General features: G+C 48.7%; 10 protein-coding genes and 1 pseudogene. 9 read left to right on the top strand and 2 right to left on the bottom strand.

Annotated elements, in window-relative coordinates:
- The 3 genes from BZJ21_RS16240 to BZJ21_RS14120 form a co-directional block, all read left to right on the top strand.
- Positions 1-191, top strand: a 191-nt coding sequence (locus BZJ21_RS16240) for a transposase (RefSeq protein WP_236719572.1), incomplete at its 5' end; no start/stop codon positions are given.
- Positions 192-325: 134 nt separating this feature from the next.
- Positions 326-1714, top strand: a complete 1389-nt coding sequence (locus BZJ21_RS14125) for a TldD/PmbA family protein (protein ID WP_077460784.1) — start codon at positions 326-328, stop codon at positions 1712-1714.
- Positions 1711-3063, top strand: coding sequence for a TldD/PmbA family protein (locus tag BZJ21_RS14120; protein WP_077460785.1), 1353 nt, complete (start codon positions 1711-1713; stop codon positions 3061-3063). Before BZJ21_RS14125 ends, BZJ21_RS14120 begins: the two co-directional genes overlap by 4 nt.
- A gap of 97 nt (positions 3064-3160) precedes the next feature.
- On the opposite strand, the gene BZJ21_RS14115 is transcribed toward BZJ21_RS14120, so the two are convergent.
- The gene (locus BZJ21_RS14115; protein ID WP_077670107.1) at positions 3161-4117 is read right to left on the bottom strand and encodes an alpha/beta hydrolase; all 957 of its coding nucleotides are present in this window, start codon (positions 4115-4117) and stop codon (positions 3161-3163) included.
- Between the two features lie 370 nt (positions 4118-4487).
- Between BZJ21_RS14115 and BZJ21_RS14110 the strand changes: the two genes are divergently transcribed.
- From BZJ21_RS14110 to BZJ21_RS14085, 6 genes are all read left to right on the top strand, one after another.
- Entirely contained in the window at positions 4488-5879 is a 1392-nt protein-coding gene (locus tag BZJ21_RS14110; RefSeq protein ID WP_077670106.1) for an L-cystine transporter, read from the top strand.
- A 174-nt stretch (positions 5880-6053) separates the two neighbouring features.
- On the top strand, positions 6054-6617 hold the full coding sequence (locus tag BZJ21_RS14105) for a PhnA domain-containing protein (protein WP_077460788.1): 564 nt from the start codon (positions 6054-6056) through the stop codon (positions 6615-6617).
- A 71-nt stretch (positions 6618-6688) separates the two neighbouring features.
- Positions 6689-8359 carry a LytS/YhcK type 5TM receptor domain-containing protein gene (locus BZJ21_RS14100; RefSeq protein ID WP_077670105.1) on the top strand — a complete coding sequence of 557 codons (1671 nt, stop codon included), beginning with the start codon at positions 6689-6691 and terminating at the stop codon, positions 8357-8359.
- Positions 8323-9036 carry a LytR/AlgR family response regulator transcription factor gene (locus BZJ21_RS14095; protein ID WP_077460790.1) on the top strand — a complete coding sequence of 238 codons (714 nt, stop codon included), beginning with the start codon at positions 8323-8325 and terminating at the stop codon, positions 9034-9036. The genes BZJ21_RS14100 and BZJ21_RS14095 overlap by 37 nt, the downstream gene beginning before the upstream one ends.
- A 131-nt stretch (positions 9037-9167) precedes the next feature.
- Positions 9168-10394 (top strand): OFA family MFS transporter, encoded by a 1227-nt coding sequence (locus tag BZJ21_RS14090; protein ID WP_077670104.1) that lies wholly within the window; start codon positions 9168-9170, stop codon positions 10392-10394.
- Positions 10395-10660: 266 nt separating this feature from the next.
- A complete protein-coding gene (locus BZJ21_RS14085; RefSeq protein ID WP_077670103.1) occupies positions 10661-13339 on the top strand; it encodes a bifunctional diguanylate cyclase/phosphodiesterase in 2679 nt (892 codons plus the stop codon).
- A 37-nt stretch (positions 13340-13376) separates the two neighbouring features.
- On the opposite strand, the pseudogene BZJ21_RS16355 reads toward BZJ21_RS14085, so the two are convergent.
- Positions 13377-13590, bottom strand: a pseudogene (locus BZJ21_RS16355) (hypothetical protein); the annotation flags it as partial.

The raw sequence follows: 13590 nt of genomic DNA, 5'->3' as shown, positions 1-13590 counted from the left end.
GCTACCTCAGCGAGAAGAGAGCTGTGATGTCAGCGATTTATTGCCCTATAACAAAGCGCCCATTCAATCACCAGGCGGGTAGAAATACCCGCTTACTTTTTTACAGCAGAAGTTATTGTCTGGTTAGTTGCGGAGGTGCGCCACTTGAGATTGTGAAGCAATACCTAGATCAGCAAGAAGGGTTTGATTAAAGCCACCACTTCGTGGTGGTGCGCCTTTCACCACCACCTAAATTAATTTCGCTTAGGCTCATTAGATTTAGATGAAGCACTTGGCGCTATTGGGTAGAATAAAAGATTCGCTAACACACTTCTTAGGAGGAAGTATGCTGAATCCATCAACGGCAAAATCGGTGATTGATCACGCCATGTTTATGGGCGCAGATTTCGCCGAGCTCTTTGTCGAGCACCACCACTCGGGCAACGTCGAGTTATTGTCTGGTGAGGTGGATAAAGTCAGTTCAGGGATTGATTTTGGAATTGGTATCCGTTTGTTTTTCGGTCATAAGGTCCTTTATGGCTATACCAATAGTCGCGATGAAGAACAGCTTAAAAAAGTGACCAGTTTACTTTGCGCGCGTGATAAGCGTGACCAAATTGCCGCTGCTGGCCCCCTTAATTTGTCGCATTTAAATGACAAACATCCTGTGTCTGAACCTCTATCTCGTGACCAGCATGTGGCAGATAAAGTCGATTTTTTACGCCACGTAGACCAACGTATACGCGCCGAAAGTGAAAAAATCACACAAATTATTGGTCGCGTCGGCCAACGTGAACAACAGATTGAGATCTTTAACTCTCGCGGGTTGCACGTTAGCGATACACGTCATTACACTCGGATTGCTGCAACCGCGGTTGCCACCGATGGAAAAGAGCAATCGACCGGCTTTGATGCCCCTGGCGCACTCACTGGCTGGGAATTTCATCACGATATTGATCCCGTGGCGATGGGCGAACGCGTTGCACGTCAAGCATTAACCAAACTCGGCGCCCAAACCTGTCCTTCTGGTGAAATGCCCGTGGTCATTGGAAATGGATTCGGTGGGGTCATTTTCCACGAAGCCTGTGGCCATTTACTAGAAACCACCTCGGTAGCCAAACAAGCCTCGGTGTTTCATGATCAAATGGGTGAGATGATTGCTAGCCCAGTGGTTAGCGCCGTCGATGATGGCACCTTAGCCAACGCATGGGGCTCAATTAACATCGATGATGAAGGTATGGAGACTCAGCATACCCAGCTTATCAAAGACGGTAAGCTCACCTCGTTTATGGTCGATCATATGGGCAGCCTGAAAACCGGTTATGCACGCACCGGCTCAGGCCGTCGTGAGTCTTACAAGTTCGCGCCGACCTCGCGGATGCGGAACACCTTTATCGAGCCGGGTAATGATGATCTTGATAAGATGATTGGCTCCATGGAGCGCGGCATTTATGCTAAAAAAATGGGTGGTGGTTCAGTACAGCCCGGCACCGGCGAGTTTAACTTCGCGGTGCAAGAAGCCTATTTGGTAGAAGATGGCCAAATCACCGCACCACTCAAGTCCGCAACGTTAATCAGCACCGGTCCGAAAGTACTTAAAGAAATTAGCATGGTTGGTAAGGATCTCGCCCTCGCCGCGGGTATGTGTGGCTCTGTGAGTGGTGCCGTACCGACGACTGTGGGTCAGCCCGCACTTAAAGTCGACAACATCCTAGTAGGAGGCGGTAACGCATGAGTGAGCAAAACGTGAAAGCAACCCTAAGCGATGCCGTCGATCAGGTATTAACACTCGTTCAGGCAAAAGGGGCCCACGCAGACGTCATTGCCAACGCCAGTGAAAGTTTGTCATTGAAGGCGGATCAAGGCGATCTGTCCGAGCACAAAGTCACCGCGGGCCAAGTGATCGGCGTACGTGTGATCAAAGGTGACCAAGTTGCCACCAGTTATTCCGAATCGCTAGATAGCGACAGCCTTGCCAGCATGGTCAACGCCGCGCTAACGAATGCGAGCTTTACCAAAGCCGACCCTGACCAGAAAATTCGCGCCGAAGGGCAGCAGATCGATAGCCAAGATCCCACTTTGTTTCAAGCGGATAATACGCCGATTGAAGATAAGATTGCATTAGCGCTGGCGATGGAGCAAGACGTGGTCAATCAACCACGGGCAACGGGGGCGCCCTACAATGGCTACGGTGAGCAAACCCAGTATCAGCTGCTGGCTAATACCCTGGGCACACGCTGCTATCATCGCGAACGGAGTTTTAGCTGCTACACGGCAGCACTGCTCAATCACGACGGCAAGCAATCGATGCATTTGGGGGCGTCAGTGTCACGCCGCTTTGCCGATCTCGACCAAGCATTTGCAACCCGCTTGGCCTATGACACGGCTGATGCATTGTTAGAGGGTGGGCCAGTCAAAACCGGTCAATATGCGGTAGTGTTTGAACATAATTGTTTAAGCGAATTGCTGGGCGCATTTGGCAGTTGTTTTTCCGGGGATGCGGCCAAACGGGGTACCAATCCATGGCGCGAAAAAATCGGAAAACCGATTGCCGATCCAGCCCTGACCATTACCGATATCGCACGTATCGATGGCGGGATGCGCAGCAAAGCCTTTGACAGCGAGGGCTTTGCTACAACCGACACGCCGCTAATTGAAAATGGCATATTGGTTGGGTTGTTACATAATAGCGCTACGGCCCATCATTTTGGCGTCCGTCACACTGCCAACGCCGGCCGCAGCCCGAAAGGCGGCTTAGATGTCACTTCACGTCACGACCTCATTGGCGCCGGCAAACAAAGTGGTGCCGAAGTGCATGGAGGCGAGTATCTCGAACTGGTTTCGCTGCAAGGGGTGCATTCTGGCGCGAATGCTATCAGTGGTGACTTCTCGTTTGGAGCCAGTGGCTTCTTGTGCCGTGACGGTAAGCGTGTTCGCCCCGTGCGTGGCATCACAGTGGCAGGTAATTTCTATACCATGCTCAATGAGATTGATGCGATTGGCAACACAGTCACGCCTAATTACGATGGCGCCTTCTTCGCCCCTCGGATACGGTTTGCCCGTTTGTCGATAGCTGGCGAGTAGATAGCTGGCGAGTAATACGTTTTTTTATAAGCCACATATTATAGGCCCACATGGCACCGCAAACGTCGGTGCCTTTTTTAGATTATTTGCCGGTGGCTTACACATCCATGGCTGACGCGCTGGTTTCAGTTGTCTGCCGGTTTTTTTTCCGCGCTGCGATATCGCTACTTGACGTTGCGCTCTCAACACTGTGTACCGCTGGATCCGTCTTAGCCGCAAGATCAGTAAACGCTTGTAAAGTCACGTCGCTTTTTAAAATCCGCCCATGCCCTAGCCCATCAGTAGGCAGCAAGCAGACATGTTGATAGTCGTTTGCTTTTTCAGTCACGCTGAACGAGGCAAAACGATCGCTTCTGTCATGCGCAATGACCACCTGATGACGACGCGCGCCGAGTTTAGTCAAGGGTTCGATGGTTTCGATCGGATAACCATGCTGCTCCCCCACTTCTTGTACAATTTCATCAAACAGCTTGAGTGAATATCCGGACTGACGCACCGTTGCATACAGATTCTCACGATAATTCAACACAGGCGCGACCAAGAGTAATGGTAAGTCATCTAATTGCGGATGTTGGCTCTCGAGGACGGCCGCCGCACCCATACTGTGGGCGACGACACCAGAAACGTTGTCTACTTGATCCAAAACATCGTTGATTGCCTGCACAAACCCTGGAATATGGCTTTCGTGCCCCCCACTTTCACCATGGGCCGGATGATCAAACGCCACAGCGCGAAAACCCAACGAGGCAATATGCGCCATTAAAGGAAAAAATTGGCTCGCCGAGCCGGACCATCCATGTGTCAGTAACCAGGTAGGGCCCGCGCCAACGCTGTACATCTGTAGCTCGCCTTGTTGACTCTGCGCAGTAAACCGCTCTAAGCCATTCGGGGCCGCGTTCACCGCTGGACTGCGCGTGGGGGTAAGAAAGAGCTTGCGGGCAATCTTCCTTGCATGACTGGGGGCAAGTCGATGATGACAACGGCTAACCGCGCCTATCAACGTACGTTTTGCACTAAACCGGCCCGGGGTCGAGAAGTAGATTTTTCTGCTCATTGTGAATCCTTCAAATCAATAACACATCACTCCTGGTATGCGTCCAAAAATAAACACGGTGAGGGTGAGTCAACACGCGCGGCCTTACTTTACCGGAACCTTAGGTGTATTCCTAGAACGAACGCTTGTTTTAAAACAGCCGGAGTAACTTGTCGTCGCCATTGCGCGATATACCACCGCAAATTGTGCAATAACTGGTCCATATTCTTTTTAGTTTTAATAAGTGCTTTTTTTATCTAGCCGTAATGTGACATATGTCTTCATTATGTGCACCCGTCGGCATAAGATGCGAACCAATATCGATCCCTTAACGACATCTGCGGGATCTAACGCTGAAATTATTATAATTCTCTAGGTGGGAACGCCAACTATGACAGTTATCCTTTTAAATCTGATCGCTTTTGCGCTGTTACTGGCAGTGCTTGTGAAGTTGCACAAGCAACAAAAATCCCTATCAACGCGAGTCTTTACTGGCTTAGGCTTAGGGGTGGCATTCGGTGCTGCGCTGCAAGCGTTATATGGTGCTGACGGCACGGTTACACGCGAAACCATTGGCTATATCAATATAGTCGGCTCAGGCTACGTGAGCTTGTTAAAAATGATCATCATGCCGTTGATTACCGTGTCAATTATTGGTGCCATCTTAAAGATGAAAGACTCGGGTTCACTGGGTAAAGTCTCTAGCTTAAATATTGGGATTTTGCTGGCAACGACCGCAGCATCTGCACTCATTGGCGTGTTCGTCAGCAGTCTATTTGGATTGTCTGCGCAAGATATCGTGCAAGGTGCGCAAGAAATGGCTCGCGGGGCTGCACTTGAAGAACGCCTAGGTACCGTTGAAAACCTGTCACTGGCTGATATGGTGATCTCTTTCTTCCCACAAAATCCGTTCGCAGATTTAGCAGGAAGCCGTCCAACGTCTACGATTGCTGTGGTGATTTTCTCTGCGCTTGTGGGAATTGCCGGAGTAACGCTTTCACGCACACAGCCTGAACTGGGTGAGCGCTTTGAACGCTTTATGGATGTTGCTCAGGCGCTTGTACGTACTCTGGTACGCATGATTATCGGTTTAACGCCATACGGTGTCTTGGCACTCATGATAAAAGTCATTGCCGGATCAAATGTCAGTGAAATCCTGCAACTGGCAAACTTCGTTGTCGCTTCATACGTTGGCCTAGGCGCGATTTTGGTGATGCATTTGATCTTAATCGGCCTAGTAGGAATGAGCCCAGCTCAATACTTGAAAAAGATACTCCCGGTACTAACGTTTGCCTTCACATCGCGCTCTAGTGCCGCGACTATTCCGCTAAACATTGATTCTCAAATGAAGAACTTGGGGAACGATCCGGCCAGTGCCAATTTCTCAGCCTCTTTCGGTGCGACCATGGGGCAAAACGGCTGTGCAGGGCTATACCCTGCCATGTTGGCGGTGATGATTGCACCAACCATTGGCATTAATCCGCTCGATCCTGGGTTTATCGCGACCTTGGTTGCCATCGTAACGGTGAGCTCTTTCGGTATTGCTGGCGTCGGTGGCGGGGCAACGTTTGCCGCGCTGATTGTACTCTCGGCACTGGATATGCCGGTCGCACTTGCGGGTCTGTTAATCTCAATTGAACCGTTAATCGATATGGGCCGCACCGCGATTAACGTTAGCGGCTCAATGACTGCTGGCACGCTCACCTCACGCTTAACCGGTGGCCAAGATAAGACTATCTTCGAGCACCACGAAGTGGTGAAACAAGACACTGCAAACGCTTAATGGCGCGGTGCCATCGTTTATAAAATGCCACGCCGCATTGGCGTGGCATTTTTGTGTCTATAATCATCCATCAATTCGCTGACTTAATCCCTTATAACTTGTAAGAATTTATGTCAGCGATTACACTCTGCCGCATTGTTAACGCAGGCTCGATCTGCCCTACACGAGACATTTATGAGTATTGAACAAACACTTCAGGCACGCAGCGGCGGCCAATGTGAACTTTGTACCCGCCAAGACAACTTATCTGTATATGACGTCCCGTACTCACCAGATACCACCGCGAACAGCTGCGTATTGGTTTGTGGCACCTGTCATGACCAGCTAAGTAATCCTGACAATATGGATGTGAACCACTGGCGTTGCCTGAGTGACAGCATGTGGAGCCAAGAGCCGGCCGTGCAAGTCGTCGCTTATCGCCAGCTTTCTCGCCTTTCGAGTGAAAGCTGGGCGCAAGATAATCTCGACATGATGTATATGGAAGATGACGTGCGTAAATGGGCGGAAACCGGTCAAGATATCGAAGAAGTTAAAGTGCTGGATGCAAATGGTGTGGCGCTGCAAAAAGGCGACGACGTGACCGTGATTAAAGATTTGCCAGTGAAAGGCTCAAGCCAGGTAATCAAACAAGGTACCGTGATCCGTGGCATTAACCTGACCGATGATCCCACCCATGTGCAGGGTAAAGTGAACGGCCAAACGTTGTTCGTGATCGCTGAGTTCTGCCGCCGCAAGTAATTGGCAGCATACCGTCGCCCTTTATTTAAACACGGTCTTTTCTTTTGTTAGCGTATAACGACCAGTTATTGATGCTGTTGGCGGTATTTGAACGTGCCGCCTTATTACTCATGGCCTTATTTTGGCTCACTCGCACCCATCTGATCCAAACCATCGTACAGAAGACCCAGCGCCATCCAATGGAAACAGCGCTCATTGCCGCTTTATTTGTATTGTTTGCCTTGTTCAGTACCTACACGGGAGTGAATGTCGATGGGTCGCTGGTAAATGTACGCATCATCGCCATTATCGCCGGCGGTATTTTGTTTGGTCCTTGGGTTGGCGTGACTGCCGGCGTCGTCTCGGGCGTTCACCGCTATCTTATCGATATTGATGGGCCAACCTCACAAGCCTGTTTGATCGCCAGTATTATTGCTGGGTGCCTGTCGGCACTGATTCATTATCGCGCAGATAAACAGCATTATGCACGCTACGGCATTTTGGCGGGTATGCTCTGCGAATCGCTGACGATGCTGCTTATCCTTTTGCTTGCCCGCGATCAAACGCTCGCCCAACACATTGTTGCTACCATTAGCTTCCCGATGATTGCGGGTACCGTCTGTATTGGCCTGATCATCCAACTGGTGCAGTACATCGATGATGAAAAAGAACATTTAGCCGCCCAGCAGGCTAAGCAAGCGTTAGATATTGCCAACCGCACTCTACCGTATTTTCGACGCGGAGAGGCGCGAGGTTTGACCAAAGCGTGCAGTATTATTCGTAAAGACACCGGTGCCGATGCCGTGGCTATTACCGATACCGCCGATGTTTTGGCGTATGTTGGCATTGGTGAGGAGCAATACATTGATGCCCATCACCAAATTAGCCGCCTTACTCAGCAAGCGGTAAGAACCGGTGAACAAATTATCAGCAATGATCTCAATGTGCATGATTTTCGCTCTTTGTTGATCATTCCGCTATGGGAAAATGGCGTGGTCACGGGAACCTTAAAGGTTTTTTATCGCCAGCCCCATCGTATTCGTCGCCCCATGCAGGAAATGGCGATTGGTTTATCACAATTGATTTCGACCCAAATGGAAGTTGCGCGGATACAAAACCTCAAAGAAATGGCGAGTAAGGCCGAATTTTCTGCCTTACAAAGTAAAATTAACCCTCATTTCTTGTTTAACGCCCTCAATGCGATCTCCAGCTTGATCCGCCTGCGTCCGGATGACGCCCGTGGCTTGATTGCCAATTTGGCCGACTTTATGCGTTACAATTTAGAGCGCACGCAGGATCTGATCCCCATTAGTGATGCCATTAAACAAGTCAAAGACTATGTCGCCATTGAGCAAGCACGTTTTGGTGACAAACTTACGATCCGCTTTGATATTGAAACGACCGACACCAATATTGCGCCCTTGCTGATGCAGCCACTGGTTGAAAATGCGATTCGCCATGGTTTTCAACCTTCTCGTCGTCCTTGTGATGTTATCATTGCGGTGCGCGAAATTGCGCAAGGAACGGAGATTAGCATCACAGATACCGGGGTCGGCATCGATCCTAATATTGTCGAGCAACTTTATCATGGCACCATCGACAGTCATCATATTGGCTTGATGAATGTGCATCAGCGTTTAATCATGCTCTATGGACAAGGCTTAACTGTTGAGCCACGCAATCCCGGCACACGTGTATCATTTGTGATTAACCATAAGGAGCCTTCATGCTTCGCGCTGTCATTGTCGAAGACGAATACTTAGCGCAAGAAGAGCTACGTTACTTAGTTGAAAAGCATAGTGATCTCGAGATCATCGAAAGCTTTGATGATGGGCTTGCAGCGCTAAAATACCTGCAGACCCATTCAGTGGACGTGCTGTTTTTAGATATCAATATCCCCTCGATTGATGGCATGTTACTCGCGCGGAGTTTACATGCCGATGCGCGCCCGCCCTTTGTGATTTTTACCACCGCTTACAAAGAGCATGCCGCAGATGCTTTTGAGCTTGAAGCGTTCGACTACTTGCTTAAGCCACTTAACGAAACACGGGTGAAAGGCGTACTCAATAAGCTTGCTCTCGCAGTAGCGCCAACCGATACCATCACCGATCAACGCCATACCTTACATTTGATGCGTGATAATCGGATCCGTATTACTGATACCGCCGACATTCTTTATGCCGCTGCCAACGAAAAGACCACCTTGGTGTATACGCCCGACGGTGAGTTCTATGTGCCCTATACCATCAGTGAGTTGATGGCACAATTGCCCGCTAACTTTTTCCGTTGCCACCGCTCTTATTGCATCAACTTAGATAAAGTTACCGAAATTGCACCCGGCTTAAACAGCACCTACCACGTTTTCCTCCCCGGCATTTCTGATCCTGTGTTGGTCAGTCGCGGTAATCTGAAAGCGTTTCGCGAACGGATGCAATTGTAATTCATGCCCTCTCGCTGCAGTTCATGCCCGCTAACTGCAGCTCATTTTATCTTTTTCACCTACTCTTGATGTGGGGATTCAGGGTCATATCTTGGGGGTGTTCTCAATAGATAAAACCCTGGAGCGTTACCATGAACGCACGTTTATCCCCCGGCATCAAAACCCTTATCGGCACCGTATTGGCCCAGTTTGCACTTGGCTCTGTGTATACGTGGAGCCTGTTTAATGCCCCCCTTGCAGCCCAGCTTGACGAGCCAGTCAGCCAAGTGGCCTTCACCTTTGGCATTATGACACTGGCATTGGCCCTGGCTTCTTCCGTCTCGGGCCATCTACAAGCACGATTCGGTGTCCGCCGCGTGACCATTGGCGCAGGCATACTGCTTGGCGCCAGTCTCGCGCTAACCTCGGTGGTCAGCCAACTATGGCTACTTTACCTTACCGCCGGCCTTCTGATTGGTTTAGCAGATGGTACTGGCTACCTCATGACGCTCTCCAATTGCGTACGCTTTTTTCCCAAAAACAAAGGGCTTGCCTCAGCCTGTGCTATTGGCGCTTATGGTTTAGGCAGCTTAGGTTTTAAATACATTAATCTGTACTTTTTAGCTGCAGGCGGCGCAGCACTAAGTTTTCAAATGTGGGCGGTTCTGGCCTGTGTGATGGTCGTGATTGGCGGCGCACTGATGCACGATGCACCACAGCAAAAAGCCGCCACAAACGCATCTGAGGCCGATGCGCCTGCTGATTACACCCTTTCTCAATGTTTTAAAACCCCGCAATTTTGGTTACTTGCCACGGTATTTGTCACGATTTGTATGAGTGGGCTTTATGTCATTGGCGTCGCTAAAGATGTGGGTGAACTTTATGTCCACCTTGATGCTGCCACCGCTGCGGAAGCGGTTGCCATTATCGCACTGGCAAATCTAGGCGGCCGTCTGGTACTGGGGGTGTTGTCTGATCGCATGGCGCGCAGCAAAGTGGTTGGCTTGGCACTCCTCGTCTGCGCGGCAGGCGTGGGTATGCTCCGCTTTATGCCACTGGACCAATACAGCTTCTATTTATCGGTTGCTTGTGTCGCGTTCAGTTTTGGCGGAGCAATTACCGTATTCCCCACCTTGATGAGCGACTATTTTGGCATGAACCACCTCAGCCAAAACTATGGTTTTATGTACCTGGGCTTTGGTGTCGGTAGCTTTATGGGCTCTGTCATTGCGGCGCTATTTGGCGGTTTTGTTGCCGCGTTTAGTGTGATGCTGGTAATGATCACTATATCCTTGTGTATTGCATTCACTATTCACTCGCCCAAGCACAATCAAGAGAAGATTAAGCATCATTGGCAGTTGGAGTCATCGACCAGCTAAGCATTGTTATACACTTTCCCCTCGTCTTAGCAATAATACGAGGGGCTCTTGTTTGTAATCGACACACCAAAAATAAAATGTGACAGCGTCACATAAAGTGGTCCAGTTTACACTGTAAACCCCGTAATATCGGCGCTTGTTGATAAGTCTATCCCTAAATACTGAATAACATCTCAATACATTAACAACACTATTGATTTTTGTGGTGTACTCGCCTAATTTAAAGCCTCGGCGTCGGGCCTTCCTCTTTTCTTGCTAGGTATTAAATGACACGGACGCGATTTGTTACGCTTCACAGCAAAGCAGCACTTATTTTTATCCTAGGGTTACTTGCCATTATTTTCAGTAGCCTTTTATTGACTCGCTATTTTTTCCTCTTCGGTATTGACCACCTAGAAGACATAGAAATCACGCGCGCAAATCAGCAAGCCAAAGCGGTGATTCAGCGTGTCATCGATAATCAAGTTGAATATGCAATTGATTGGGCCTATTGGGATGATACTTACGCGCTACTTACAACAGGTAATAATCGCTATGCGCAGAGGAATCTAAGCGACGAGACATTACTCGCACTCAGTTTAGATATGATGGGATTTGCCGACTTAAGTGGTGAGGTAGTCGAAGCAAAAGTACTGGAAGATGCGGGCAACAAGTCGATTATTGATGCAATATATCGCTCCCCTGCCGTCACAGCCCATATTCATCAACCCATTCCTGATAAAGAGCTGACTCCTTTCGCTGGTTTACTCCAGCTTAGAGGCCGCATATGGGTGATCAGTGTCAACCCAGTCCGAGACAGTGCGGGCACTGCACCGGTCGTCGGCTGGATGGTTTGGGGGCAAGCACTGACGGGTCACTTTCCCTCCGACTACGATAACATATTAGCGGGCAACAACCGTCTCGTTAACAAGGGGGATACAACAGGAGAAGGGAGCGTTGAACGCATTGTTCGTACTGACAATAAGATAACCCGCTATACCCCCTTATATGATTTGAGCAACCGCCCCATTGCGGCCTTAGAAACCACCGAATCTCGCCATTACTATCAAAAGGGAAAGCAAGTATTTCAATATCTTATCTTAGCTTTACTGGCGATGACCTCATTTATCGCTTTTGTGGTTTATCTGCTTTATCGACACAATATTGCTAGACAATTTATCTCTTTTGAGAAAAATGTGAACGCTCTGCTCGGTAACACAGCTCCTATCACAGCGCCCAAAGATATGTTTACCCGCATTACTGAACAAATCGAGGCAATGGCGAGCACGTCCTCTTACGCCGAACAACAACTTAAAGAAACACTGTCTAAATTTGAAGCGCTGTACCATAGCCAACATCTAGGCATGATACTTTTAGAAAATAACCAGATTGTCGACGTGAATCAGGCACTACTTAATTTGCTTGGTCATCAACGCACACAGCTTATCGATGCCCCACTCGATATCCTATTAAATAACAAAGATGGCACACTGTCTGATCTGAATGCCTTCCAACAACAAGACGAGCAGGATGTTACTCACTTTGAAACTAACCTACGCAGTGTCACTGGGCAAACTATCTCTTGCAATGTAGAAGCGATGCGGCTAGACAATCAGACGTCTCAAACTGTGATGCTGGCGGTGAAAGATATTAGCCAGCAAAAACGACAAGCCGCTTTAATAGAAACACTATCACACCATGACACCCTGTCTGGTTTACTTAATCGGCCCTCGACAACTAAAGCCTTAAATCAAGCGCTCACGGACAAAAAGGCCATTATCACCCTCTACATAATTGCCACACGTCTTCGTGAAATTTACGAGATATATGGGCATCAAGCCTATGACAATGCGGTAAAGCATATCGCTGATGCTTTGAAGCAACAGTTTCCGCAAGCGGAAATCGGTAGGCTAAGCGAAAATGAGTTTATCGTTTTTACTGATCAAATAGAGGAGGAGCAATTTATTCCTCGCGCGAATACCGTGCTAAAAGTCAGTGCAAGTCATCTAGCTGAGACGACTGCAGACTTTGATATCGGCCTTAACGCCGCAATGATAGGGCCTGAGTTCGCGTTTACCCATTTTGAACCCCTCGTCCACTGTGGTTTCTACGCGATAGAGCAACAGTTGGTACCCAAGCACAATGTGACGATTGTTGATGAAGAGATTGTGCAAGCTGCCAATGAGACATTAACAATTAATCGAAACCTGATCACTGCACTGAAAAACGAAGAGTTTACTGCTTTCTTCCAGCCCATCGTTAACGCGACATCGAATCAAGTGATCGGTTTTGAAGCATTGGCGCGTTGGCATCATCCCGATTTGGGGATGATATCGCCAGGGGTTTTTATTCCGTTGGCCGAAAAACACAAATTAATTATTGAGCTCGACGAACTGGTGTTAGAAAAAGCCTGCGCATTTTTACAAACCATACAAAGGTATTGGAGTAAAAAATCGCAGCACCGTCTCACCATTCATGTCAACCTCTCTAGTCCTCACTTTGGCGCAAGTGCGCTGATTAATAACTTGCAGCGACTCATTAAGCTGTACCAACTTTCGCCAGGACAGCTGGTGCTGGAAGTTACCGAAAGTATTCTACTCGGTGCCGACCAGGAGACAATTGAACGGATGCATGCCCTCAAAGCGTTAGGCGTCCAGCTAGCCTTAGATGACTTCGGTACCGGCTATTCATCGTTTAGCTCGCTGTGTAATTTTCCGCTCGATATCGTCAAATTGGATAAATCGTATATGAGCGAAATTGAAACCAATGAAAAGGCCAAAACCTTAGTCCGCAGTATTATCAACATGGCTCAAGAGCTGGGCATGACCACCGTTGCTGAAGGCGTCGAAACCGCGTCTCAATTGCGCATTCTCAACGTCTGGCGTGTCGATGAAATTCAAGGGTTCTACCACTTTAAACCAATGAGTGCAGAGCAGGCATTAAACACCTTTGGTGAAAATGGTTAATTGTAAGAGCGAGAGTAAACCCTATTTAAAAGCTATACTACTCGGCCGCTTTCTCTTCTTCTTGCTGATAAACAGGGTGTTTATACTGATCTTTCAGCCTTTTTATCTTTACGAACTCGATACTAGGGAAGAGTGAACGTAATGTAGCAAGCAGTTCTTGCTTTTGGTCGAGTGTCGTGGTGAATACATTCCCACCATAAGCATGCACATCCTGCTCTGCAGCTTCAAGTGACAGCACCCCATCATTCTCT

Origin of the sequence: Salinivibrio costicola subsp. alcaliphilus (assembly GCF_001996185.1) — a bacterium.
GTDB classification, from domain to species: domain Bacteria; phylum Pseudomonadota; class Gammaproteobacteria; order Enterobacterales; family Vibrionaceae; genus Salinivibrio; species Salinivibrio costicola.
Note: the sequence above shows the minus strand (reverse complement) of the source record. Positions and strands in the feature narration are given on the sequence as shown.